Raw genomic sequence first — 25,010 nt, 5'->3', positions numbered from 1 at the left:
CGCAAGCGCAGTTGTCGGTTGTTGTTAAGGGCAAGTTTCAGTCAATGTTATTCCAATCCTCGATCCGCAAAGAGCTGGCACGCAGTTTTGGAGCCACCCTTGTGGTTTTGATGACCATTGTGATCACCATCATCCTGATCCGGACACTCGGGCAGGCTTCGCGCGGCAGTGTCAACCCGCAGGACGTGATGCTGGTCATGGGTTACTCGGCTCTGGGCCGCATGCCGATTATCCTGACGCTCTCGCTGTTTGTGGCGATGGTCAGTACCCTCTCGCGCATGTACCGTGACAGCGAAATGGTCGTCTGGTTTGTCAGTGGCCGCGGGCTCGGCTTTTTTCTTGTTCCCCTTTTTCGCTTCGCCTGGCCGGTGCTGCTGGTGATCACGCTGATGTCGGTGTTTGTCTGGCCCTGGTCCAATCAGCAGACCCAGGAGGTGCGGGACCGGTACGAGCAGCGCGGCGACCTGGAGCGCGTCTCGCCCGGCCAGTTCCAGGAGTCGTCCAGTGGCAACCGGGTCTTTTTCATCGACCGCGATACCAGCGGGGAGAAAGCCAGCAACAACGTCTTCATCGCCTCCACCGAAAAGGGCAAGAATTCGGTGACCACCGCCAGTTCCGGCCGCATCGAAACGGTCGGCAAGGACCAGATGCTGCTGCTCGACAACGGCCAGCGGCTGGAAAGCGAGATCGGCAAGTCGGCCCTGAAGATCACCGAATTTGCGGAATACGGCAGCAAGGCCGGCGACAGTCCGCTGATCAACGGGGCCAACATCCCCGAAAAATCCAAGTCCACCCGTGAACTGATGAAGTCGCCCACACGAACCAACCAGGGCGAGCTGGCGTGGCGTCTGGGCATGGCGCTGGCCGCCATCAATTTTGTCGTGATTGCGCTGGCGCTGGCCAGTGTCAACCCGCGCGCCGGGCGCAGCGGCAACCTGATCTTTGTGCTGTTCACCTTTGTCGTCTATCACAACCTGCTGAACCTGGGCCAGAGCTGGATCAGCGTGGGCGCGGCCAATTTCGCCGGCTTTGTGCTGGCCCTGCACGGAGGCGCCTTGCTGCTAGCGCTGGGCTGGCTGTCCAAACGCCACCTGAACTGGACCTTCAAGGGCGCCATGAGCCGGCAGCGTAAACGGCAGGCCAGCCGGCAGGCGGGCAAGGTGGCCGCATGAAAACCATACGCCGACTGATTTATGGCGAGGTGCTGGCCTCCATTGCCTTTGTGGCGGTTGGGTTTCTGGCGCTGTTTTTCTTTTTCGACCTGGTCGACGAACTGCAGTACCTGGGCAAAAATGCGGCGGGCGTGGTCAGTTCCGACGAAAACACCTACCAGATCCGGCATGCGCTGTTGTATGTGGCGCTGCTGATTCCCAGCCACCTCTACGAGCTGGTGCCCATTTCGGTGCTGATCGGCACCATTTTCGTGATGGCCCGTCTGGCGCAGAGTTCGGAATACACCATCTTGCGCACCAGCGGCCTGGAACCCTGGCGCGCGCTGCGCCTGCTGCTGACCCTGGGGGCGATTTTTGTCGTGATCTGTTTTGCCATCGGCGACTACGTGGCCCCGGCTGCGGACCGTGCGGCCCAGCTGCTCAAGGCGCGTTACCAGGGCCGCATCACCATCGGTCAGACCGGCGCGTGGCTCAAGGAAAAACAGGCCTACAACAGCTATGTGGTCAACGTCGGCGCACTGTCGGCCGACAACGAAATGCAGGCGGTACGGGTTTTCGAGTTCGACAACAAGGGCCTGTTGGTGTCCATCACACGGTCGGCCATCGCCCGGTTTGCCACCGACGACTCCTGGCAGCTCGAAAACGGCACCCGGACCGAATTCACCGTGCAGCCAGGGCAGGCTTCCAGCAGCGGCGCTGGTCGTGACACCGCCAAAATCAGCATCAACAAGATCGCCCAGTTCCGCTGGCCCACCGGCATCAGCGCGGAGATGGTCTCGGTCGCCGTGCTCAAGCCGGAACGCATGAGCACCATCGACCTGTTCGCCTACATCCGTCACCTCAACGCCAATGGGCAGACCGCCCAGCGTTACGAAATCGAATTCTGGAAAAAGGTGTTTTACCCGCTGAGCTGCCTGGTGATGGTGGTGCTGGCCCTGCCCTTTGCCTACCTTCACTTTCGCAGCGGCGGCATCGCCGGTTATGTGTTCGGCGGCGTGATGATCGGCATCAGCTTTTTTCTGCTCAACAACGTGTTTGGCTACATCGGCAACCTGCAGAACTGGCAGCCCTGGCTGGCGGCCGCGGCGCCGGGCCTGCTTTACACCGCGATCTCGCTGGGCGCGTTCGGCTGGCTGGTATTGAGACGCTGATGGCCAGGCAAGGCATTGTTTTGTTTGCGCACGGCTCGCGCGACCCCCTCTGGCGTCTGCCGATCGAGGCCGTGGCCGAGGCGATCCGGGCGCGCGATCCCGGCGCCCTGGTCAGTTGCGCCTACCTCGAGTTGTGCACGCCGGATCTGGCCCAGGCCGCTACTGATTTGATAGCTGCTGGCGCAAGCACCATAAAGGTTTTCCCGCTTTTTCTCGGTGTGGGGAAACATGCCCGGGAAGACCTGCCGCTGCTGCTGGCAGAAGTCCGCGCCCAGCACCCGGACGTGCCGGTGGCCCTGATGCCAACGGCCGGTGAGCACCCACGGCTGACGGCCTTGATGGCCGATATCGCCCTGTCCTGAAGCGGAGGGCATGAAGGCTCGCTGCTTTGTGCTGCGCCCGCTCTTCTTAGGCTGCAAAGGGCATAATAAAGCGAATAATTAGCAAGAATCGGATATGAACCTTCATCAATTTCGCTTTGTCCAGGAAGCCGTCCGGCGCAACCTCAACCTTACCGAAACCGCACGCATCCTGCACACCTCGCAGCCGGGGGTGTCCAAGGCCATCATCGAGCTGGAGGAAGAACTGGGCGTGGAAATTTTTGCACGACATGGCAAACGCCTCAAGCGTGTGACCGAGCCGGGCGAACACGTTCTCAAAAGCATAGACATCATCATGCGCGAGGTCGGCAACCTGCGGCGTATCGGCGAGCAGTTCTCCGCCCAGGACAGCGGCACCCTGTCCATCGCGACCACGCACACCCAGGCCCGTTATGTTCTGCCGCAGCCGGTGGCCAGGCTTCGCGAAGCCTTTCCCAAGGTCAATGTCAGTCTGCACCAGGGCTCGCCCGACCAGGTGGCGCGCATGCTGATTGACGAGGTGGCCGAGATCGGCATTGCCACCGAGTCGCTGGCGCAGTATGAAGAGCTGGTCACGCTGCCGTGTTACGAGTGGCAGCACATGCTGGTGCTGCCGCTGGACCACCCTCTGGCCAGACAGGACAACATCACGCTGGAAGACCTGGCCGAGCAACCGCTGATCACCTACCACCCCTCGTTTACCGGCCGCACCAAGGTCGACCAGGCTTTTGCCGCCAAACACCTGCATCCGCGCATTGCGCTCGAAGCGATCGACTCCGACGTGATCAAGACCTATGTACGCCTGGGCCTGGGCGTCGGCATTGTGGCCGAGATGGCGCTCAAGGACGATGGCACCAACACCGACCTGGTCGCCCTGCCGGTCGGCCACTTGTTCGGCGTGAACGTGGCGCGTGTCGCCTTCAAGCGCAGCGCCTACCTGCGCAACTTTGTCTACAAGTTTGCCGAACTGCTCAATGACAAGCTCGACCGCGCCCAGATCACCCGGGCCATGAGCAGCCGGCACGGCGACTTCGAACTCTGAAGATCTTTCATCCAGCACTCCACCCTCCCCATGACGACCATGCCTTTTCCCAGCGAACGCACCCCCAAGCTCGAGACCAAACTGCCCGCCGTGGGCACCACCATCTTCACGGTGATGTCGGCGCTGGCCCTCGAAAAAAATGCGGTCAACCTCGGCCAGGGCTTTCCGGACTTTGACTGCGACCCGAAACTGGTCGGCGCCGTCAACGATGCCATGAGCCGCGGCCTGAACCAGTACCCGCCCATGCCCGGCGTGCCGGTGCTGCGCGAGGCGATCGCCGCCAAGCTGCAGCAGTTGCACGGCCGCAGCTACAACCCGAACACCGAGATCACCGTGACGGCCGGCGCCACGCAGGCCATCATCACCGCAGTACTGGCCGTGGTCCACCCCGGCGATGAAGTCATCGTGCTCGAACCGTGTTACGACAGCTACGTGCCCAACATCGAGCTGGCCGGCGGCATTCCCGTGCGTGTGCCCCTGACACCCGGCACCTTCCGCCCCGACTTCGACAAAATCTGCGCCGCCCTCACGCCCAAAACGCGCGCGATCATCATCAACTCGCCGCACAACCCCAGCGCCACCGTCTGGACCCGCGAGGACATGCTGCGCCTGCAGGAGATCCTGGCACCCACCGACGTGCTGCTGATCAGCGACGAGGTGTATGAACACATGGTCTTCGACGCCGTACAGGGCCGAGCACATGAAAGCGCCGCGCGTTTCCCCGGCCTGGCCGCGCGTGCTTTCATCGTCAGCAGCTTCGGCAAAACCTACCATGTGACCGGCTGGAAGGTCGGTTATGTGGCGGCGCCCGCGTCACTGACAGCCGAGTTCCGCAAGGTGCACCAGTTCAATGTATTTACCGTCAACACGCCCATGCAATACGGCCTGGCAACTTACATGCAGGATGCGCGTGCCTACCTCGACCTGCCCGCGTTTTACCAGCGCAAGCGCGACCTGTTCCGCGACGGTCTGGCAAAAACCCGCTTCAAGCTGCTGCCCAGCGAAGGCACCTATTTCCAGTGCGTGGACATCTCGCAAGTCAGTGATCTTGGCGAAGCCGATTTCTGCAAGTGGCTCACCACCGAGATCGGCGTTGCCGCAATTCCGCTGTCCGCGTTTTACGGCAACGGCTTCGACCAGCGCGTCGTGCGCTTCTGTTTTGCGAAGAAGGACGAAACGCTCAACAGTGCGCTGGAGCGGTTGGCCAAGCTGTAAGCTGCTATCACATTGATAGCTTTTGGCGCACAGTGTATGAGGGCTGGAGGCCGATTTTTTTCAAATCCAGCTTGACTTGTCGAAGTCTGCGCCAGCCTGATCGTTGGTGGGGCTTCGGGCAAGCCGGGTCTCGCCCCGGCGGGCGACTTACTTTTCTTTGCTTCGCCAAAGAAACCTAAGGAAAAGAAAGGCGACCCGATGGTCTGGGTCCCTCCGCTTCGCTACGGGCAGCCTGCGGTGCTCGGCAAAAGCGGGGTCTCGCTCGAACTCGGCTTCGCCTCAGACAATCGCGAGCCCTGATCCGCTTTTGCCTGCGCTCCTCGGCCCAGCCCGACGGGTGGAGGAAACGAATACCAACGCGGATGCGAGGAGGCAAGGACGCGCTTTGCGCGTCCTTGCCAGAGTCCGATTCCGTACCCGAACCCGCTTCCACCCCCTTCTGGCTGCGCCGAGGAGCGCAGGTCCAGCCGGATCAGGACGGGCGATTGTCTGAGCGTAGCGAGTTCGAGCCCGGCCCCGGCTGGACCGAGCACCGCAGGTTGCCCCCGTAGCGTCAGCGAAGGGGGTCGCAGACAGCAGGGTCGCCTTTTCTTTGGTGACTTTCTTTTGGCGAGACAAAAGAAAGTTACTTGCCGCCGGGCAACCCCCGGCTTGCTGGCAAATCACAGCAAACAAAAGAAGCAGAGGCATTGCGAATGCCCCCCAAACTGTAGGAACTCCCTGACGGCAGGTCAGCGCACCTTCCTGCTTGATCCAGCTCAACAACAGGCAAGAATCAATGCATACATAACAAGGAGTTCTCCATGTCGATTTCACTGATTCTGCTCATCGTCCTCATCCTGATTCTGGTCGGCGCACTGCCCACCTGGGGCCACAGCAAAAGCTGGGGTTACGGTCCCAGCGGTGGTTTGGGACTGATTGTCATCATCCTGATCGTGTTGCTGCTGATGGGCCGTATCTAGAACACCAGTACCTCGAACAAAAAAGGATCCTGCCGCAAGTCAGGGTCCTTTTTTTTGCGCCACGCGCGACGCCCCCGTGAAACGGTCTCAGCTGTTGGTCTGTTCCCAGGCTTTGTAGCTACGGCATGACAAGCCCTGCGGGCAATTGTCAGCCTGCGCTGAAAAGCCTGGCTTCAACCCACCAGTTGAAGCCAGGCTTTTTCAATCCGCTTGATGCTGACCGGTTGCGGTGTGCGCAGTTCCTGTGCAAAAAAACTCACGCGCAACTCTTCGAGCAGCCAGCGCAGCTCCTGCAGGCGCGCGTCCGTCGCGCCCTTGCGCTCGGCCACCAGGCGCCAGTAGCGCTGCTCCTGCGGCCGCAGCTCGGCGAGCCGCGCCGCATCACGGGCCGGGTCGGCGCGCCACTTCTCCAGCCGCAGCGTGATGGCCTTGAGGTAACGCGGGAAGTGCTGCAGCTGCGTGTACGGTGTAAGCGTCAGGAAACGTTTGGGCACCAGGCGCTGCAGCTGCTGCGCTGCATCCGCGGCCGCTTCCGCGGCGTTTTTGGTGTCCTTGATCTTGCGCTGCGCCGCAGCAAACTCGACCAGGATGCCGGCCGCCAGCCGCGCGACTTCGCTGGCAATCAAGGTCAGGCGCCCGCGCCCGTCGTCAATGCGTTTTTTGAAGTCGGCCTCGTTGGTCGGCAGCGGCTCCAGCAAAAAGGCACGGTCCAGCGCCACCTCGATGATCTGCTCACGCAGCTCTTCGAGCGTACCGCCGCCCGAGTTGTCGGCCGCGCGGCCGACCAGCATGTAGCTGGTGGCCATTTTCTGCAGGTCAGGCAGATTTTTTTCCAGGTACTTCAGGGCATCCTTGATCTGCAGCGAAAACAGGCGCCGCAAACCGGCGCGGTGTTTGGCCGCGGCCACGTCGGGCTCGTCGAAGACCTCGATGGTCACCGCATCGCCGAGGTCGATCAGCGCCGGAAAACCAATCAGCGTCTGTTTGCCCTTGCTGATCTCCATCAGTTCGGGCAGCTCGCCAAAACTCCAGCCGGTGTACCGCTCCGGCGTGCGGGCGGGCTGCACCTTCACGCTTGCTATGCTTTCAGGAGCTGCTTGCGCCCGCCCCTGCTGGGCTGGAGGCCGATTTTGCTCCGAATCCTGGCGTTCCTGCGGCGCCGGGCGTGTCTTCAACCCGGCCAGTGCCTGGAAGGCGCCGCGTGCCTGCGAACCGAGCTCGCCCTTGAGCGCACCGAGGTTGCGGCCGGACCCGAGCTGGCGGCCGTGTTCGTCGACCACACGGAAGTTCATGAACAGATGTGGCGCCAGCATGTCGATTTTCATGTCGCCGCGCTTGATGTCGAGCGAGGTCGTATCCCGCACCAGCTTGAGCACCGCGTCCGTCAGCGAACCGGCGCCGAATTTTTCCGGTTGCAGCAGTTCGGCCGCCATGCGCGCCGCGGTGTCGGGCAGCGGCACCAGGCGCGAACGCGGCCGCTGGTGCAGGGTCTTGATCAGGGCCTGGATCTTGTCCTTGAGCATGCCGGGCACCAGCCACTCGCAGCGTTCCTCGTTGACCTGGTTCAGCGCAAACAGCGGCACATCGACGGTGACGCCGTCCCTGGCGTCGCCCGGCTCATGCAGGTAGGTCGCAATGCAATCGACGCCGCCCAGACGCAGCGTCTTGGGAAAAGCCTGCGTGGTGATGCCGGCGGCCTCATGGCGCATCAGCTCCTCGCGGCTCAGCAGCAGCAACTGGGGCTGCTTTCTGACCTCGTCCTTGTACCAGTGCTCGCAGCCGGCACCGGTGCAGATGTCGGCCGGCAACTGCTGGTCGTAGAAGGCGTAGATCAGCTCTTCGTCCACCAGCACGTCCTGGCGCCGTGCCTTGTGCTCCAGGTCCTGCACCTGCTCAATCAGCTTCAGGTTGGCCTGAAGAAACGGCAGCTTGGTGTCCCAGTTGCCAGCGACCAGCGCTTCGCGAATGAAAATCTCGCGCGCCGTCACCGGGTCGACCCGGCCGAAGTTGACGCGCCGGCCGTTGTAGATCACCAGGCCATAGAGCGTGGCGCGCTCCAGCGCGGTGACCTGCGCGGCCTTTTTCTCCCAGTGCGGGTCCAGCAACTGTTTCTTTAAAAGGTGGCCGGCCACCTGCTCGACCCACTGCGGCTCGATGTTGGCGATGCCGCGGCCGAACAGGCGCGTGGTTTCCACCAGCTCGGCGGCCACGATCCAGCGCCCCGGCTTCTTGCTGAGCTTGGCGCCCGGATGTCGGTAGAACTTGATGCCGCGCGCGCCCAGGTACCAGTCGTCTTCCTCGTTCTTGATGCCGAGGTTGCCGAGCAGACCGCAGAGCATGGACAGGTGCAGCTGCTCATAACTGGCCGGCTTGTCGTTGAGCACCCATTTCTGCTCGCCCACCACCGCATGCAGCTGCGAGTGGATGTCGCGCCACTCGCGCACGCGGCGGATGTTGACGTAGTTCTCTCGCAAGAGGTTTTCGTACTGGCGGTTGGACAATTTGTGTGAATGGTGGGTCAGACCCCGATTACCGGAGGCGTCCGCGCCAGCGGATGGCTCGGTAGATCGGGCTCTGCCCCCCACTGCTTGAATGTCCCCGTGTGAGGAGCTCCCGCCGCGCGCATCGCCCAGCCATTTCCAGAGCTTCAGGTAGCCTGAAAATTCGCTTTTCTCATCGTCGAACTTCGCATGCGCCTGGTCGGCCTGGGCCTGCTTGTCCATGGGCCGGTCGCGCACGTCCTGCACACTGAGCGCGCTGGCAATCACCAGCACCTCGTCCAGCGCCTGCCGCTCTTTGGCTTCCAGGATCATGCGGCCCACGCGAGGGTCCAGCGGCAGCCGGGCCAGGTTGCGGCCCACCGGCGTGAGTTCGTTGTCGTCGTCCACCGCGCCGAGCTCGGCCAGCAGCTGGTAGCCGTCGGCAATCGCCCGGCCCTGCGGCGGCTCGATGAAGGCAAAACTTTCAATCGTGCCCAGGTGCAGCGCCTTCATGCGCAAAATCACCGCGGCCAGCGAGCTGCGCAGGATTTCCGGGTCGGTAAAACGCGGCCGGCCCAGAAAGTCCTGCTCGTCGTACAGGCGGATGCAGATGCCGTCGGCGACGCGGCCACAGCGACCGGCGCGCTGGTTGGCCGCCGCCTGTGACACCGGCTCAACCAACAGTTGCTCGACCTTGTTGCGAAAGCTGTAGCGCTTGACGCGTGCCGTGCCGGCATCAATCACGTACCGGATGCCCGGCACCGTCAGCGAGGTCTCGGCCACGTTGGTGGCCAGCACGATGCGCCGGCCGGTGTGGCCATCAAAAATGCGGTCCTGCTCGGCCTGGCTCAAACGCGCAAACAACGGCAGCACCTCGGCATTGCGAAACAGCGGCTGGTGCGCCAGGTGTTTGCGCAGGTGGTCAGCGGCCTCACGGATTTCGCGCTCACCGGGCAAGAAGATCAGGATGTCGCCGGCACTGTGCGGGTTGCGCCAGAGTTCGTCCACGCCGTCAGCAATCGCATCGTTGAGGTCATAGTCGCGCGATTCTTCATACGGGCGGTAGCGCTGCTCCACTGGAAACATACGCCCCGACACCATGATGACCGGTGCCGGTCCTTTACTGGAGGCGAAATAGTCCGCAAAACGCTGCGCATCAATCGTCGCCGAAGTGATCACCACTTTCAGATCGGGCCGGCGCGGCAGCAGCTGGCGCAGATAACCCAGCAGAAAGTCGATGTTCAGGCTGCGCTCATGCGCCTCGTCAATGATGATGGTGTCGTAGGCCTTCAGCAGCGGATCGGTCTGCGTCTCGGCCAGCAAGATGCCGTCGGTCATCAGTTTGACCGAAGCATCGCGGCTCAGCCGGTCCTGGAAACGCACCTTGTAGCCGACCACGTCGCCCAGCGGGGTCTTGAGTTCTTCGGCAATGCGCTTGGCAACGCTGGAAGCCGCAATGCGGCGCGGTTGCGTGTGGCCAATCAGCCGGCCCTGGCCGGCCGGGTAGTTGAGCTTGCCGCGGCCCATCGCCAGCGCAATCTTGGGCAACTGCGTGGTTTTGCCGGAGCCGGTTTCACCGCAGACAATGACGACCTGGTGGGCCTGAATGGCGGCGGTGATTTCCTCGCGTTTGCCCGAGACGGGCAAGGACTCGGGGAAGTCGATCTGCAAGGGCACGGACAAGGGGGGCGAGGACAAGGGATGAGACTCAAAACCACTGATTATCGGTGCTGGCGGGCAGCCGGCCGGCAACAGGTCCCCGTAACTGCCTCAGGCGGCTTCCAGCACCGGCAGCTCGACGGCCTCGCCACTGGTCTGGTCCAGCCAGGCGACCCGGCTGGCATAGGACATGGCGGTGCGCGACATGGCCTTGCAGGAAGCCAGCACACTCGAAGCCTTGGCCGCCGGGTCGGACACCAGCAACACGCCGACGCCAATTTCGGCCCGCCAGCGCGTCTGCTCGCTTTCGCGGCGCGCCGCGTCGAGGCTGGTGTTGAGCACCACCGATTTGGACAGGCGCACTTCCACCTCGTGCGCCAGCCGGATCAGCTGGCCGCTGTCCTTGCAGTCACGCAGAAGCAGCACAAAGCCGTCAGCCGAAAAACGGCCCATCTCGACATAGGCCGGCACCGCGCGGCGCAAACGCCCGGCGCAGACAAACAGCGCGTGGTTGACCGCTGCCATGCCGTGCAGGCGCTCCAGCGCGTAGAGGTTGCCTATGCTCACCACCATCACGCCCACGACCGTGCCCGACCGTCGGGGCGTCGGCGGCGCATTGTCCGCTGCTGCCACGACATCGCCCGCCTCGCCTGCATCAGCCGTGCCCGCGGTGTCCCACCCGGTCAGATCTTCCCTGCCGCGCCGGAAAATATTTCCAACCATCTGCCCGGTTTCGGTGTGTGAACGCATGCGGGTCACCGGGTCATAACTGGGCCCCATGGCCATGACCTGGTGCAGCTCGATCAGGTAGGAGTAACGCGTCCAGAGCGCTGCGGCCATGGTCACGAGGTAGGCGGTTCCAGCGAGGGCGCTGACCGCATGCACCGGCCAGGCTTCCTGCCCGCGCCCCAGCGCAATCCAGCCCAGGCCCAGCATGGCCACCAGCATGAAAAACACCCCAAGTACGGCCGTCCACGCCAGCCGGTCCCCGCGGTAGGCGCTGCGCAGCGACACGGCCAGCGCCACCACGCCCAGAGTCCAGGCGAACCCGAGACCCAGCGCGAGGGACGGAACTGGCGGCAGCAGCCAGCCCGCCGCCATCACGCCCAGCACGAGTACCGTCAGCGCCAGCCGGGTCTGCAGCCGCCCCTTCCTGCCACGCAGCAGGCCCAGAATGGAAAACAGCAGGTAAGCCAGAAAGCCCGAGACCAGCATCGCAATGTGTGCCAGAGCCCGCGCCAGCGTGTTTTCATTCTCAATCGGCAGGCCGCCCAGAAAGGCGATCACAAAAAAACCCGAGGCGGTGGCCGAGAGGCCGGCGTTGAGCGAAATGCGATGCAGCGAACGGGAGAACGCCAGCGCCGAACCCGCCAGCATCAGGGTCGCCGTGCCGAAATAAACGCCCCAGAAGCCAAACGCGAGTTTGTCCATGAATGGCCGCATTATCCGGCCAAACCGTCGCCGCCACCGCGTAGAAACCGCAGCCCGGCGAGGCCTCCCGCCGCGCCGCCGCGTCCCTTACACTCACTGCCATTGGCCGGAGCGCCGGGTCTTTTGTCCGGTTTTTCCGTTCCAGCAAGCTGTTTTTCACCTTTCCCGACCCCGAAAGCGCGCCCATGTCCGCCGTCTTCAATTTCACCTTTGTGCCCTGGTTCCGTTCGGTGGCGCCCTACATCCACCTGCACCGCGGCAAGACCTTTGTGGTTGGCATTGCTGGCGAAGCCATTGCCGCCGGCAAGCTCCAGCACCTGGCCCAGGACCTGGCGCTGATTCAAAGCATGGGCGTGAAAATCGTGCTGGTGCACGGCTTCCGGCCGCAGGTCAACGAGCAGTTGGCCGCCAAGGGCCACGAGGCCAAGTATTCCCACGGCATGCGCATCACCGATTCAGTGGCGCTGGATTGTGCCCAGGAAGCTGCCGGTCAGCTGCGTTATGAAATCGAGGCCGCCTTCAGCCAGGGCCTGCCCAACACACCGATGGCCGGCTCCACGGTGCGCGTGATCTCGGGCAACTTCATCACCGCCCGGCCGGTCGGCATTGTCGACGGGGTGGACTTCAAGCACTCGGGCCTGGTGCGCAAGGTGGACACCAAGGGCATCCTGCGCACGCTGGAGTTCGGCGCCATGGTGCTGCTCTCGCCCTTCGGTTTTTCACCGACCGGCGAAGCCTTCAACCTGACCATGGAGGAAGTGGCCACGAGCGTGGCGATTGAGCTGCAGGCCGACAAGTTGATCTTCGTGACAGAAATCCCCGGCATCCGCATCCACCCCGGCGAGCCGGAAAGCGAAGACAACCCGATCGACACCGAGCTGCCGCTTGCCACCGCCGAAAAACTGCTGGCCCAGCTGCCCAACGCGACCCAGCCCACGGACACCGCGTTTTACCTGCAGCACTGCGCCAAGGCCTGCAAGGCCGGTGTCGAGCGCAGCCACATCCTGCCCTTCGCGGTGGACGGCGCGCTGCTGCTGGAAATCTACGTGCACGACGGCATAGGCACCATGGTGATCGACGAAAAACTCGAGAGCCTGCGCGAAGCCACCGCCGACGACGTGGGCGGCATCCTGCAACTGATCGAGCCGTTTGAAAAAGACGGCACACTGGTCAAACGCGACCGCACCGAGATCGAACGCGACGCCGACCACTACACCGTGATCGAACACGACGGCGTCATCTTCGGCTGCGCCGCGCTGTATCCCTACCCCGAGGCCAAAACCGCCGAGATGGCGGCGCTCACGGTGTCGCCGCACAGCCAGAGCCAGGGCGACGGCGAACGCATCCTCAAACGCATCGAGCAGCGCGCCCGGCTGATGGGCCTGGACAGCATTTTTGTGCTGACCACCCGCACCATGCACTGGTTCATCAAGCGCGGCTTTGTGCAGGTCGATCCGGACTGGCTGCCGGAAGCGCGCAAGCGCAAGTACAACGTCAACCGCAAGAGCCAGGTGCTGGTCAAGAAACTGTAGGCGGGCGCGGGCTTTTAGGGATGACATTGGGCGGCGCCAAGCCTACACTTGTGGCGATGAATATCGACAAGGAAAAGCTGGAAGCTCAAAAAGAGCTTATATCTCACGCCTATGGACAAGCTCGGGCGTACACCAATTTGATATTGGTTGCAGGGTACGCTGGCTTCTTTGCCATTTGGTCGTTTCTAAAGCCAGAATTGACCAAGCCAGAAATTTTTTGGTCTGCAATTCTCGTTTCGGTGTCGCTAGCTGCCTTTGTTTTTTGGGAGGTTTACCAAGGCTATTTCCAATCGCGGCAGCTATTGGGCTTGGTAAAGGCCGTCAAGAACCCGGATCAGTTCGCTGCGTTGATTGAGGCTCACAAACTTGCCGCCCGCGATCAATACATCGTTTATGCACGTGTATGGAGCGTTGTATTTTTCTTCTCCGTTGTGAGTGGTCTTGCCGGTGTCCTTGTTTTGCTCTTTGCCTTTGTGCGGTCACTGTGGAGCTTCTATACAACATAAATGCTTCACCGCGACCGATTGCAGATGGCTTCTACGATGGGTGAGTATGTCGAAGCGTGCCGTACTTCCTGCTGAAAGTTTATCTGCCGATACTGATGCTTTTTATCGGGTGCTAAACGATGAACCTGATTCCTCTGTAGTTCTAGTCGCGTCAGCTTATATTGATGCTTGTCTCGGTTCGATGCTCGAAAGATTTTTTATTGAGAGTTCCGTCTCGTCTAAGGTTCTTAGTCCGACGTCAGGGGCTCTCGGTAACTTTTCTTCTCGCGCTGACGTCAGTTATTTGCTCGGGCTAATTTCAAAGCCCATTTATCAAGATCTTCAGATTCTGGCAAAAGTTAGAAACCAATTTGCTCACTACCATCTCACGTTAGATTTTTCTAAACCTGAAGTTGTTGAAGTTTGTAAAGGGCTGACATACGCGGCGAGCCTGTTGCGCTGGGACCGTGAAGATGATCATCCGATGTTTTCTCCTGAGCAGATTGCAGATACAAGAACGCGTTTTGTCATGACAGCTGTTTTTGTCAGCCAGCGCTTGTTAGTAGACGCGTTGGGAATAAGGCATCGCGAGATCAAAAAACCGTCTCGCTCGACCTTATAGCGGGAGCCAAGCGCCACTTGGGTGCTACCAAGCGCCTGCCAAGTCGCGTTTGATAATGTTGATCGTGGTCAGCTTACCTAAATCATCAGTGATTGTGATGGACGGTACCATGGTGTTGGGCAGGGGACGATGCCATTGCGCTGCAATATTAAGAACATCCATCAATACGGTGCCTTCGAATGCCCTGTCGATGATTCCGGCCGTCACATCTCGATCAGGCACAAACACACAGTCGCCCGTTTTTCTCATGTCATCAATCGACCCTGTAGTTTTGTCCACAGGCTTTTGAAACATTTTTCTCGGAGGAACGGCCGCGGGTGGAGCTGCTGCCGGATCGATCCCGATTGAGGTACGCCTTGCGCCGATCGAAGCTTCAAGATAGTTCGGAGCCATGAGATCGATCAACCACCCATCACACTCGATCCATGCATGAAACGCGTCCGGGCCAGTCGTTAACATTCCATCTTCGGTTAGCGTGAACCAAGAGAGCACGGTATCGCTTTTCGCATCAAGCATCACCGCCCCACTGCCGCAGATAACTTTCGCATTCTTTGAGTAATGCTGGTGCATTAGGGCTGCACCCGTAATGCTGAAAAATACACACGAGCGACCGACATCATTTTTCCAGTTCAGCGCAAGACTCTGGATGACATTGTGCAAACGCTGGTATTGATTGAATGTCAGCGGAGGTTTCTTGTTCTTAATAGTCATGCTTAGAAGTATGCAAGGCGATCGACGCAACAAAAACCTCCGATTAGAGGAGGTTTCAGCAATTGAATTGAGCTTGATTGGAGATGAAGGCGTATGTTGGCCACTCATCGACGTAGGAAAAGGCCAGCGCCCGCTGGCGATGATGTCTCACGCCCTGCCCCGCGTCGGCGCGGCACAGTGATCAGGTGGCCACGCACAGCGGCCCGCCCTCCATCACACCATCATCCAAAGGACACAGCATGACCGAAAAAACCGCCAGCGTTCACTGGGAAGGCCAGGGCAAACAAGGCCAGGGCCAGATCAGCACTGAAACCGATGCGCTCAAAGCTTATCCCTACGGCTTCGGCAGCCGTTTTGAAGACGACCGCAAAGGCACCAACCCCGAAGAGTTGCTGGGTGCGGCGCATGCGGCCTGCTTCACCATGGCGTTTTCGTTTGCCTGCGACAAGGCGGGCTTTGCCACCGAGCAGGTGGACACGACCGCCAAGGTCAGCCTGATTCCCGATGGCGATGGTTTTTTGATCGACCGGATTGCGCTGACGCTGGACGCCAAGGTGCCCCGCATGGATGCGGGCCAGTTCCAGCAGATCGCCGAGGCCGCCAAACGCGGCTGCCCGCTGTCCAAGGCGCTGGCCAGCGTGGGTTCCATCACGCTGACCGCGACGCTGAAGGCCTGACCCCGGTCAGCCGGCCGCTGCGATCTGCCGCAAGGCCTGCTCGAACACCTCGGCCGGCTGCCCGCCCGAGATCAGGTGTTTGTCGTTGATGATGACGGCCGGCACCGCGTGGATGCCCTGCTGCAGGTAGAACTGCTCACGTTCGCGCACGGCGTCTGCATACTCGCTTGACGCCAGAATGGCCTTGGCCCGCGCCATGTCCAGGCCAACCTCGCCGGCCACGCGCGCCAGCACCTCGTGCGAGCCCGGGCTTTCACCGTCGGAGAAATAGGCTTTGAACAAGGCCTCCTTGAGTGCCAGCTGGCGGCCTTCCCCTTCTTCTTCGGCCCAATGCAGCAGGCGGTGCGCGTCGAAGGTGTTGTAGATGCGGCTGCGTTTGTCCATGCTGAAGGTGAAACCCACGTCCTGCCCGCGCGCGCGGATCATCTCGCGGTTGCGCTGTGACTGCTCGGGGGTGGAGCCGTATTTTTCGGCCAGGTGTTCAGCAATGTCCTGGCCTTCGGCCGGCATCTGCGGGTTCAGCTCGAAAGGCTGGAAATGTATCTCGGCCTGGACCTCGCCGGCAACCCGCCCCAGGGCGTCTTCCAGCGACTTGAGGCCAATCACGCACCAGGGGCAGGACACGTCGGAGACGAAGTCGATTTTCATTTTTGTGAGGGTCGGGGTGGTCATGCGGGCGTCCTTGACAGAGGGATAAAAAAATCAGCACCCATGGTAGTGGCTATCGAGCAACCCCGCAGGCCGTCGGGCTGGCTCGCCAACATGCCGGAAAATGCGCAGCAAGAGCCCTTTCCGACCGCTTTGAACAGGACACCACCATGCTCCAACTCCGCCCCAACTGCGAATGCTGCAACCAGGACCTGCCCGGCGACTCGCCCGATGCCCGCATCTGCAGCTTTGAGTGCACCTTCTGCAGCGATTGCGCCAGCAACAAGCTTGCCGGCACCTGCCCCAACTGCGGCGGCGAACTGGTGGCCCGGCCGCGCCGGCCGGCGGGCAAACTGGCCCGCTACCCGGCATCGACCGAGCCGGTCTTCAAGCCCGCCGGCTGCAACGCCCCGGCGTGAACCGTGGCACAGCGCGGCGCCGGCAGCTCCTGATTTAATAGCTGCTCCCGCCCGCCCTGATTGGGCTGGTGGCTGTTTTTGCTCCATATCAAGGACCCGGCAACGGCAGGCCGGTCTGACCATCAAATAGGACTTGTCTGATGGCAGCGCACGCCGCGCAGGACTAAGGTGGGTCTGACTACCGGAGATGTCCATGAACCGTCCCACCTCTGCCCCGGCGAGCCGCGAAGTCCGTATTCCGTGCGGAAACACCTGGCTGTACGGCGACCTGGTCCTGCCGGCCGGCGCTCAGGGCCTGGTGGTGTTTGCCCATGGCAGCGGCAGCGGCCGGCACAGCGCCCGCAACCGCCAGGTGGCGCAAAAACTCCAGCACGCGGGCATTGCCACCCTGCTGTTCGACCTGCTCACCGCGCAGGAGGAACAGGTCGACACCCACACCCGCGAACACCGTTTCGACATTGCCCTGCTGACCGGGCGCATGCAGCAGGTCACCGAGTGGGTGGCCGCCCAGCCGGACCTGCAACACGCCCCCATCGGCTACTTCGGCGCCAGCACCGGCAGCGCGGCGGCACTGATTGCCGCGGCGCGGCTCGGCAAACGTATTGCCGCCGTGGTCTCGCGCGGTGGCCGCCCCGACCTGGCCGGTCCGGTGGCGCTGGCGGCGGTGACCGCGCCCACCCTGCTGATCGTGGGCGGCAACGACGACGAGGTGATGGCGCTCAACGAGCAGGCCTACGCGCATTTGCACTGCGAAAAACGGCTGGCGGTGGTGCCGGGCGCCACCCACCTGTTCGAGGAACGCGGCACCCTGGAGCAGGTGGCCGAACTGGCGGCCGACTGGTTCGGCGCCTGGCTGGCTCCCGTCAAAACCAGGGGGGTCCACCATGAAAGACACACGCCTTCCCTATGAGGACCGCCGCGAGGCGGGCCGCGTGCTGGCCGGTGCGCTGACGCATTACCGCGGCCGCCCCCGGCTGCTGGTGCTGGCCCTGCCGCGCGGCGGCGTGCCGGTGGCTTACGAGGTGGCGCGCGCCCTGAAGGCCCCGCTGGACGTGTTGGTGGTGCGCAAGCTCGGTTTTCCGGGCCACGAGGAATACGCCATGGGGGCGATTGCCAGCGGCGGTGTGCGCGTGATGAACCCGCTGCCGGGCATGACGGTGTCCGCAGAACAAGTGGCCGCCGTGGTGGCGCGCGAGTTGCCCGAGCTGCAGCGCCGCGAGCAGCTCTACCGTGGCCAGAGACCGGCGCCCGATCTGCGCGGCCGCACGGTGATCGTTGTTGACGACGGGCTGGCCACCGGCGCGACCATGCACGCCGCGCTGCTGGCCATCCGCCAGCAAGAGCCGGCGCATCTGGTGATGGCCGTGCCAGTGGGCGCCGCGGACAGCTGCCAGGCACTGCAGGGCGTGGCCGACGAGGTGGTCTGCGTCGCCATGCCCGAACCGTTTCGCGCCGTCGGCCTGTGGTACCGACAGTTTCCGCAGACCAGCGACGACGAGGTGCGCACCTTGCTTGAAGACGCCCGCGTACACGCGCCTTCCCCCTGACACCCCACCAGGACCCCGCCATGACTGCGCAGCATTCCCCCCCACACACCGACACGGCTTTGCTCGAGGGCCTGCGGCAGCACCTGCAGCCCCTGAGCGGCAGCGCGAACGACCACGACGGTCTGCTGCAGATGATCGGCCCGGCGCGGTTTGTGCTGCTCGGCGAAGCCTCCCACGGTACACGCGAGTTCTACCAGGAGCGCGTCAACATCACCAAACGGCTGATCACCGAACAAGGCTTCACCGCCATTGCGGTGGAGGCCGACTGGCCCGATGCCTGGCGCGTCAACCGTTATGTGCGCGGCCTGTCCGACGACCGCAACGCGGCCGACGCCCTCTCGGGGTTTGAGCGTTTTCCCGCCTGGATGTGGCGCAACACCGTGGTGCGCGATTTTGTGGAATGGCTGCGCGCGCACAACGCCGGGCGCAGCGCCGCCAGCCAGGTCGGCTTTTACGGCATGGACCTGTACAGCCTGTTCACCTCCATCCAGGAAGTGCTGGCCTACCTGGAGCGCACCGACCCGCCGGCGGCAGAACGGGCACGCGAACGGTATGCCTGTTTCGACCACGCGGCCGAAGACAGCCAGGCCTACGGTTATGCCGCCAGTTTCGGCCTGGCGCGCAGTTGTGAAGACGAGGTGGTGCAGCAACTGCGCGCCATGACCCGCCGCTTCGGCCAGTTGCCGCCCACGCCCGGGCTGGAGCGCGACGAGATGTTTTACGTCCAGCAGAACGCGCGCCTGGTGCGCAATGCCGAGGAGTACTACCGCACCATGTTCCATGGCCGCGTGTCGTCGTGGAATCTGCGCGACAGCCACATGGAAGAAACACTGCAGGCGCTGGACCGCCACCTGGGCGCCGGCGGCGTGCCGCCGCGCATGGCCGTCTGGGCGCACAACTCGCACCTGGGCGACGCAGCCGCCACCGAGATGGGCGACCGCGGGGAGTGGAACGTGGGCCAGCTCGTGCGCGACCGCCACGATGGCGACGCGGTGCTGGTGGGCTTCAGCACCCACCACGGCGCGGTGACGGCCGCGTCGAACTGGGACGAACCGCCGCAGCACAAGCGGGTGCGCGCCGGCCTGCCCGGCAGCTGGGAGGCGCTGCTGCACCAGACCGGAACCCCCCGCTTCTGGCTGAACCTGCGTGACAACGACGCGCTGGGCGAACTGGCGCAGCCGCAGCGGCTGCAGCGCGCCATCGGCGTGATCTACCGGCCCGACACCGAGCGCCAGAGCCACTACTTCCACACCCACCTGAGCCAGCAGTTCGACGCATTGATCCACATCGACGAAACCCATGCGCTGGAACCGCTGGACCGGGGCCCGGTGTGGCACACCGGCGAGGCACCCGAAACTTTCCCCTCGGGCATGTAAGCCAGCGGTCTGCGGCCTTTAATGAAAATCGCGGCTAGAGGTGCCCAGCCGCCCCAGCAGCGGCGTCAGGTCTTCGAGCCGGTGCGCCACCAGGTTGCGCACGGCGCCGTAACCTTCGCGGGTGTCGCTTTCCTCGCTGCGCTGCCAGACACCGTACACCGCCAGCAGGCGCGCATGCAGCACCTCCTGGCGCTGGGTGTCACGCAGTGATTTCCAGACAATCACGTTGACCGGGCCGGTCTCGTCTTCGAGCGTGACAAAGATGGTGCCCTTGGCGGTTTGCGGCTGCTGGCGCACCGTGACAATGCCGCAGGCCGCCACCTCCCGGCCATTGGGCAAGGCGTTCAATTCACCGGCGCTCAGCAGCCCGCGCCTGGCAAGGCGCGGCCGCAGCAAGGCCAGCGGATGGCGGCGCAGCGTCAGGCCGGTGGACTGGTAGTCGAACAGGATGTTTTCGCCTTCGGGCGTCTGCGGCAACACCAGCGGTGTTTCATGCGTGGGCACGGCCTTGAGCAAGGCAGGTGCGGGCGCGATGGCCGAGGCCTCCCAGACCTGCTGGCGCCGGTGGCCGGCCAGGGGCCGCAGCGCGTCGGCGGCGGCCAGCGCGTTGATCTCGCGCGTGCCGAGCTGCGCGCGCGAGACCAGGTCTTCGGTCGAGGTGAAAGGCGCTTGCGCACGGGCTTCCCCGATGCGCAGCGCCGCCGCTTCCGGCAGGCCCGCCACCAGACGCAGGCCCAGGCGGATGGCGGGTTGGCCGGGATGGATGCCTGGATACTGCGGCAACCGGGCCACGTCGTCCGCCGTCTCCAGCGTGCAATCCCACGCGCTGCAGGTCACGTCCACCGCACGCACCTCCACCCCGTGGCGGCGCGCGTCCTGCACCAGCTGTGACGGCGCATAAAACCCCATGGGCTGGGAGTTGAGCAGGGCCGCCAGGAAACACGCGGGCTCGTGGCACTTGAGCCAGCAGCTCACATACACCAGCTTGGCAAAACTGGCGGCATGGCTTTCCGGAAAGCCGTACTCGCCAAAACCGCGGATCTGGCTGAAGATGTTTTCCGAAAAAGTGGCGTCATACCCACGTGCCGTCATCGCGTTGACCAGGCGGTCGTGAAAACGTTCGACCCCGCCCTTGCGTTTCCAGGCCGCCATGGAGCGGCGCAAATCGTCGGCCTCGTCGGCGGTGAATTTGGCCGCGATCATGGCGATCTGCATGACCTGCTCCTGGAAAATCGGCACGCCCAGCGTGCGGCCCAGCGCGTCCTTGAGTTCCGGATAGGGGTAGGCAATGGCGCCGCCCTTGCGGACCCTCTCGCGGTTGCGCAGGTAGGGGTGCACCATGCCGCCCTGGATGGGCCCAGGCCGAACAATGGCCACTTCCACCACCAGGTCGTAGTAGATGCGCGGCTGCAGGCGCGGCAGCATCGACATCTGCGCGCGGCTTTCGATCTGGAACACGCCCACCGTGTCGGCCGCGCAGATCATGTCGTAGGTGGGCACGTCGTCACCCGGAATCTGGTGCATCTGCAGTTGGCCGCCGCGCAACTGGTCCACCAGCTGCAGGCAGCGGCGTATGGCCGAGAGCATGCCCAGCGCCAGCACGTCGACTTTCAGCAGGCCCATGGCGTCTAGGTCGTCCTTGTCCCACTGGATGATGCGGCGGTCTTCCATGGACGCCGGCTGGATGGGCACCAGGCGCGTGAGTTTGCCCTGGGTCAGCACAAAGCCGCCCACATGCTGGCTCAGGTGGCGCGGAAAACCGATCAGCTGCACCGACAAATCCAGCCACTGCAGCACCGGCCCGGGGTCCTGCTGCAGGCCGGCTTCGGCGAGCTTTTTCTCCAGCGCTTCGCTGCCGTCAAACCAGAAATGTTCTTTGGCCAGCTGCTCGACCAGTTCGGGCGCCACGCCCAGCGCCTTGCCCACGTCGCGGATGGCGCTGCGCGGACGGTAGCTGATCACGGTGGCGGCAATCGCCGCGCGGTCGTGGCCGTATTTGGCGTAGATGTACTGGATGACTTCCTCGCGCCGCTGGTGTTCGAAGTCCACGTCGATGTCGGGCGGCTCACGCCGTTCGCGGCTGATGAAACGTTCGAACAGCAACTGGCTTTCCGCCGGGTTGACGGCCGTCACGGCCAGGCAGTAACAGACAGCCGAGTTGGCGGCGGAACCCCGCCCCTGGCACAAAATGCCCTGCTGCCGTGCAAAACGCACGATGTCGTGCACGGTGATGAAGTACATCTCGTAGCCGAGTTCTTCAATCAGGGCCAGTTCGTGGTTGATCTGGGTCTGGATCTTTTCCGGCACGCCGTCGGGGTAACGCTCCTGCGCCCCCTCGGCGGTCAGTCGGCGCAGGCACTGGGCCGGTGTTTCCGCTTGCGGCACCATGTCGCCCAGCGGGTAGCGGTACAGGTCGCGGATCTCGTCCAGGCTGAAGCTGCAACGCGCGGCCACCTCCAGGGTGGCGCGCAGCAGCTCGGGCGGGTAAAGGTCGGCCAGGCGCATGCGCGGGCGCAAATGCGCTTCGGCATTGGCCTGCAGGGCAAAGCCGCATTCATGCACGGTTTTACCCAGACGGATGGCCGTCATCACGTCGTGCAGCGGCTTGCGCGAGCGCACATGCATGCGCACGCTGCCAGCCGCCACCAGACGGATACCCGTGCGCTGCGCCACCGCCTGCAACTGCTGCAGGCGCAGCGCGTCGTCCAGGCTCTGCAGCAGCTCGACGGCCAGCCAGGCCTGCAAGCCAAACAGGCCGCCAGCCCAGGCGGCATGTGCGCAGAGTGCTTCAGTATCGATAGCAGACGGCAAGGGAACCAGCAGCACTTCGCAATCGGTCAGCAGCGAAAAATCGCTGCCCCCCAGCGCCACGCGGTAGCTGCCTTTTTCGAGAAGATCACCGGCCTGCCTGGCCGCGGTGATGAACTCGCACAGGTTGCCCCAGCCGGCGGCATTGTGCGGCAGCACCACCAGCCGGAAGGCATGCGCCGCCTGCACAAAAAACTCGGCCCCGGGCAGCAGCTGGAGCCCGTGTTTCTTGGCCGCCACATGGGCGCGCACCACGCCGGCCACCGAACATTCGTCGGTGATGGCCAGCGCGCGGTAACCCAGGCCGGCGGCGCGCTCGACCAGCTCTTCGGCGTGCGAAGCGCCGCGCTGGAAGCTGAAATTGCTCAGTACATGCAGCTCGGCATAGTCGGGAAGCGGTCCGTTGAACACACCGGTTCCTCAGGCAAAAAAACCGTGCAGGTACCAGGCGCGCCGCTGCATGTCTGCCGGCTGCGGCACCGGCAAACGCTCGCTGAAAATCCACAGCAAACCCGCCTGCTGGCTGCGGTAGATGAAGTAGTCGCGAATCGCTGCGGGCTTGCTGCGCACGCTGGCCGCTTCACCGCTCATCAGCCAGCCGCTGGCCTCCAGACGCTGCGGGCCGGCCAGCCGCAGCAGCGGCCCCTGGTACACCGGGCTGTCGCCCACCGCCGCCAGCCGCAGCGGTTCGGGCAGCAGCCAGGTCGGGTAGAGAGCGTCGGCTCTGGCCTCCCCTTTCTCCGTTTTCTCCGTTTTCTCCGTTTTCTCCGTTTTTTCCGCTTTTTCCAAGCCTTTTTGGCCTCTGGCCCTTGTGCGGCGGGCGCCAGCAGCTATGGATTGAATAGCGCCCTGGGCATGGACCCAGTGCTGCATCTGCTCGGGCCGGTGGTCGGCGCAGGGCTGCCAGGCCTGCACCTGCGCCGGCCCCAGGCGGGCGCTCAGGCGTTCGATCAGTTCCACCGCGCTGTCGCCCTGCTGACGCGCCTCCATCAGCAGGCTGGTGGTGGCAGCGGCCGCGTCCACCAGCGGCTCGGTGACCAGCGAGCGCAGGCTCAGGGAATGCACCGGCGCCGGCAGCTTTTGCTGCGCAAGCTGCTCGGCGATCAGGCGCGTGACGTGGCGCAGGTCCTGTGCGGGCTGGGCGGTGCGCACGTCCATCTCGCCGGTGGGCGGCACGTCGCGGCGTTTGTCCAGGTGCCAGGTGAGCCGCAGTGCGCAGATGCCGCTTTGCCGCCCCAGCAGCCAGGCGTGCAGGCCGGCCAGCAGCCGTTCGGCACCGGCCATCAATGCCGGGCCGTGTGTGACCAGCGCGTTGAGCTCGATTTTTTCCTCGAAGTGTTCGGGCAGCACCAGCCAGTCGTGGTTGTCGGGCAGGCTGCCGCGCGCCCGGTCCAGCGCCTCCAGCAGCTCCGCACCAAAACGCCGGGCCACGCCGTCGCGCGGCAGGCGCAGCAGGTCGTCCCAGCTGCGGCAGCCGATGCGCTCGAGCACGCCCAGGTGCGGACGCGCCGCAGTCAAGGTGTGCATGGGCAGGTCGGCCACCCGCGTGCGGCCCTGCCCCGGCGTGCCGGCAGCATGGCGCAGGCGCCCCAGTGCTATGAAGGATGTAGCGCCTTGCGCATACTGCAAAAGGGCCAGAGCCCGATTTGACTCAAAGAATCGTGTGATCCGCTGCGCCAGCAGCTGCATCAGCCGCGCCAGCCCGCCAAACAGGCGCAGGCTGCCGGTCACGTCCAGCAGCACGGCCTCGTCGACCAGCGCCACGCGCGGCGTGAAGCCCAGCGCCAGGCTGGCCACGGTGCGCTGCAGCGCGGCCTCGTCCATCAGCGCCGACCCGGGCTCAGTGGTGATGGCTGTTTGCAATGCGATCCAGCAGTGCATGGGCCTCCTCCCCGGGTACCAAAGCCACACGCGCCGGGGCCGGCTGCAGCCGGGGCAGCAGGACCGCAACTTCCTCGCGGCGGCGGCGTGCACGTTCGCGGCTGGCCGCCAGCAGGGCCGACAGGCGCGCCGGCCGCGTGGCCAGCAGCAGCGGCGCGGCCAGCGGCGGGCCGCGCCGCTTGAGCACATGCACCCGCAGGTTGCCCTCTTCGGCCGCCGCACCTTCGAGCAACAGGCGCAGCGGCGCGGGTGAAGACTCGAGCTGCGCGCGCAGCGGGCGGAACACAAACAGCAACTGGCTGTGCGCATGTGCGGCCATCTGCAGGCGGCGCAAATGGGCGCTGCGCGCATCGGGCAGCCAGGCCAGCACGGCGGCCACGTCGGCACACTGCAGGGCTTCGCGTGTGGCCCACAGCAGCGCCGGCCCCTGGCCGTGCACACAGAGAACACGCTGCATGTCGAGCTGGCGCGCGCCCAGCGCCGGGCCGAACGGCAACCATGGCGCACCCACCAGCACCACCAGCTTGGCCGGCGCCGCGGCCTGCACGGCGGCCAGCGCGGGCGCCAGCAGGCCCCACTCATGCTGGCCGGCCTGCGGCTGCAGCATTTCCACCAGCGCGCCTTGCGGCCAGCCGCCACCGGGCAACACCTGGTTGAGCGCCGCATACCCGGTGTCCAGCGCGGGCTGGCTGTGGCTGCCCAGCTCGGCGGCACGCCAGACGTCGGCGTTCAGCGCCAGACCTGGCGGCCAGGACGGTGCGGAGGTGACGGAAGAAAGTGAAAGCATGGAAAGAAAAGGTCTAAAATACTGTTTATATGTACAGTATTACACC

21 protein-coding genes are annotated in these 25,010 nt (G+C 63.8%); 14 read left to right on the top strand and 7 right to left on the bottom strand.

What is annotated here, in order from left to right; all coding sequences use genetic code 11:
* Positions 1-44 precede the first annotated feature (44 nt).
* From lptF to PSV33_RS09290, 6 genes are all read left to right on the top strand, one after another.
* On the top strand, positions 45-1,172 hold the full coding sequence (gene lptF / locus PSV33_RS09315; RefSeq protein WP_300560877.1) for an LPS export ABC transporter permease LptF: 1,128 nt from the start codon (positions 45-47) through the stop codon (positions 1,170-1,172).
* Entirely contained in the window at positions 1,169-2,323 is a 1,155-nt protein-coding gene (gene lptG, locus PSV33_RS09310) for an LPS export ABC transporter permease LptG (protein WP_300560875.1), read from the top strand. The genes lptF and lptG overlap by 4 nt, the downstream gene beginning before the upstream one ends.
* Positions 2,323-2,685 carry a CbiX/SirB N-terminal domain-containing protein gene (locus PSV33_RS09305; protein ID WP_300560873.1) on the top strand — a complete coding sequence of 121 codons (363 nt, stop codon included), beginning with the start codon at positions 2,323-2,325 and terminating at the stop codon, positions 2,683-2,685. Before lptG ends, PSV33_RS09305 begins: the two co-directional genes overlap by 1 nt.
* Before the next feature lie 94 nt (positions 2,686-2,779).
* Positions 2,780-3,724 (top strand): CysB family HTH-type transcriptional regulator, encoded by a 945-nt coding sequence (locus tag PSV33_RS09300; RefSeq protein ID WP_300560867.1) that lies wholly within the window; start codon positions 2,780-2,782, stop codon positions 3,722-3,724.
* 30 nt (positions 3,725-3,754) lie between these two features.
* On the top strand, positions 3,755-4,939 hold the full coding sequence (locus PSV33_RS09295; protein WP_300560865.1) for a pyridoxal phosphate-dependent aminotransferase: 1,185 nt from the start codon (positions 3,755-3,757) through the stop codon (positions 4,937-4,939).
* A gap of 803 nt (positions 4,940-5,742) precedes the next feature.
* Positions 5,743-5,901: a DUF3309 family protein gene (locus tag PSV33_RS09290; protein ID WP_300560863.1), complete on the top strand. Its 159-nt coding sequence runs from the start codon at positions 5,743-5,745 to the stop codon at positions 5,899-5,901.
* A 173-nt stretch (positions 5,902-6,074) separates the two neighbouring features.
* Here PSV33_RS09290 and hrpA read toward each other — a convergent pair whose 3' ends face one another.
* Positions 6,075-10,079, bottom strand: coding sequence for an ATP-dependent RNA helicase HrpA (hrpA, locus tag PSV33_RS09285; RefSeq protein WP_300560861.1), 4,005 nt, complete (start codon positions 10,077-10,079; stop codon positions 6,075-6,077).
* Positions 10,080-10,151: 72 nt separating this feature from the next.
* Positions 10,152-11,471, bottom strand: coding sequence for a GGDEF domain-containing protein (locus PSV33_RS09280; protein WP_300560858.1), 1,320 nt, complete (start codon positions 11,469-11,471; stop codon positions 10,152-10,154).
* 185 nt (positions 11,472-11,656) lie between these two features.
* On the opposite strand from PSV33_RS09280, the gene argA reads away from it, so the two are divergent.
* The 3 genes from argA to PSV33_RS09265 are packed head-to-tail and all read left to right on the top strand — an operon-like array spanning position 11,657 to position 14,110.
* Positions 11,657-13,003 carry an amino-acid N-acetyltransferase gene (argA, locus tag PSV33_RS09275; RefSeq protein WP_300560856.1) on the top strand — a complete coding sequence of 449 codons (1,347 nt, stop codon included), beginning with the start codon at positions 11,657-11,659 and terminating at the stop codon, positions 13,001-13,003.
* Positions 13,004-13,059: 56 nt separating this feature from the next.
* Complete coding sequence (locus PSV33_RS09270) at positions 13,060-13,509, top strand: hypothetical protein (protein ID WP_300560853.1); 450 nt, start codon at positions 13,060-13,062, stop codon at positions 13,507-13,509.
* Between the two features lie 46 nt (positions 13,510-13,555).
* Positions 13,556-14,110 carry an MltR family transcriptional regulator gene (locus PSV33_RS09265; protein ID WP_300560851.1) on the top strand — a complete coding sequence of 185 codons (555 nt, stop codon included), beginning with the start codon at positions 13,556-13,558 and terminating at the stop codon, positions 14,108-14,110.
* A gap of 24 nt (positions 14,111-14,134) precedes the next feature.
* Here the strand turns inward: PSV33_RS09265 and PSV33_RS09260 are convergent, their stop codons facing one another.
* Positions 14,135-14,821, bottom strand: coding sequence for a DUF2026 family protein (locus PSV33_RS09260; RefSeq protein WP_300560849.1), 687 nt, complete (start codon positions 14,819-14,821; stop codon positions 14,135-14,137).
* 239 nt (positions 14,822-15,060) lie between these two features.
* On the opposite strand from PSV33_RS09260, the gene PSV33_RS09255 reads away from it, so the two are divergent.
* Positions 15,061-15,498 (top strand): OsmC family peroxiredoxin, encoded by a 438-nt coding sequence (locus PSV33_RS09255; RefSeq protein WP_300560848.1) that lies wholly within the window; start codon positions 15,061-15,063, stop codon positions 15,496-15,498.
* A gap of 6 nt (positions 15,499-15,504) precedes the next feature.
* Here the strand turns inward: PSV33_RS09255 and PSV33_RS09250 are convergent, their stop codons facing one another.
* On the bottom strand, positions 15,505-16,170 hold the full coding sequence (locus tag PSV33_RS09250; protein ID WP_300560846.1) for a DsbA family oxidoreductase: 666 nt from the start codon (positions 16,168-16,170) through the stop codon (positions 15,505-15,507).
* A 146-nt stretch (positions 16,171-16,316) separates the two neighbouring features.
* Here PSV33_RS09250 and PSV33_RS09245 point away from each other — a divergent pair, with 146 nt between their 5' ends.
* The 4 genes from PSV33_RS09245 (at position 16,317) to PSV33_RS09230 (ending at position 19,488) form a co-directional block, all read left to right on the top strand.
* Positions 16,317-16,565 carry a DUF1272 domain-containing protein gene (locus PSV33_RS09245; RefSeq protein ID WP_300560844.1) on the top strand — a complete coding sequence of 83 codons (249 nt, stop codon included), beginning with the start codon at positions 16,317-16,319 and terminating at the stop codon, positions 16,563-16,565.
* Between the two features lie 193 nt (positions 16,566-16,758).
* Positions 16,759-17,475, top strand: a complete 717-nt coding sequence (locus PSV33_RS09240; protein WP_300560843.1) for an alpha/beta family hydrolase — start codon at positions 16,759-16,761, stop codon at positions 17,473-17,475.
* Positions 17,450-18,112: a phosphoribosyltransferase gene (locus PSV33_RS09235; RefSeq protein WP_300560842.1), complete on the top strand. Its 663-nt coding sequence runs from the start codon at positions 17,450-17,452 to the stop codon at positions 18,110-18,112. Before PSV33_RS09240 ends, PSV33_RS09235 begins: the two co-directional genes overlap by 26 nt.
* A gap of 20 nt (positions 18,113-18,132) precedes the next feature.
* Positions 18,133-19,488, top strand: coding sequence for an erythromycin esterase family protein (locus PSV33_RS09230; protein ID WP_300560839.1), 1,356 nt, complete (start codon positions 18,133-18,135; stop codon positions 19,486-19,488).
* A gap of 18 nt (positions 19,489-19,506) precedes the next feature.
* On the opposite strand, the gene PSV33_RS09225 is transcribed toward PSV33_RS09230, so the two are convergent.
* Genes PSV33_RS09225 through imuA form a run of 3 tightly spaced genes read right to left on the bottom strand, consistent with a single transcriptional unit; the run spans position 19,507 to position 24,964 of the window.
* The gene (locus PSV33_RS09225) at positions 19,507-22,707 is read right to left on the bottom strand and encodes an error-prone DNA polymerase (protein WP_300560837.1); all 3,201 of its coding nucleotides are present in this window, start codon (positions 22,705-22,707) and stop codon (positions 19,507-19,509) included.
* A gap of 9 nt (positions 22,708-22,716) precedes the next feature.
* The gene (locus tag PSV33_RS09220) at positions 22,717-24,177 is read right to left on the bottom strand and encodes a DNA polymerase Y family protein (protein ID WP_300560836.1); all 1,461 of its coding nucleotides are present in this window, start codon (positions 24,175-24,177) and stop codon (positions 22,717-22,719) included.
* Positions 24,137-24,964, bottom strand: coding sequence for a translesion DNA synthesis-associated protein ImuA (gene imuA, locus PSV33_RS09215; protein ID WP_300560835.1), 828 nt, complete (start codon positions 24,962-24,964; stop codon positions 24,137-24,139). The genes PSV33_RS09220 and imuA overlap by 41 nt, the downstream gene beginning before the upstream one ends.
* Between the last annotated feature and the right edge of the window lie 46 nt (positions 24,965-25,010).

It is taken from the genome of Polaromonas sp. (assembly GCF_029945895.1).
Lineage (GTDB): Bacteria > Pseudomonadota > Gammaproteobacteria > Burkholderiales > Burkholderiaceae_C > Polaromonas.
This window is presented reverse-complemented; position numbering and strand designations above follow the sequence as displayed.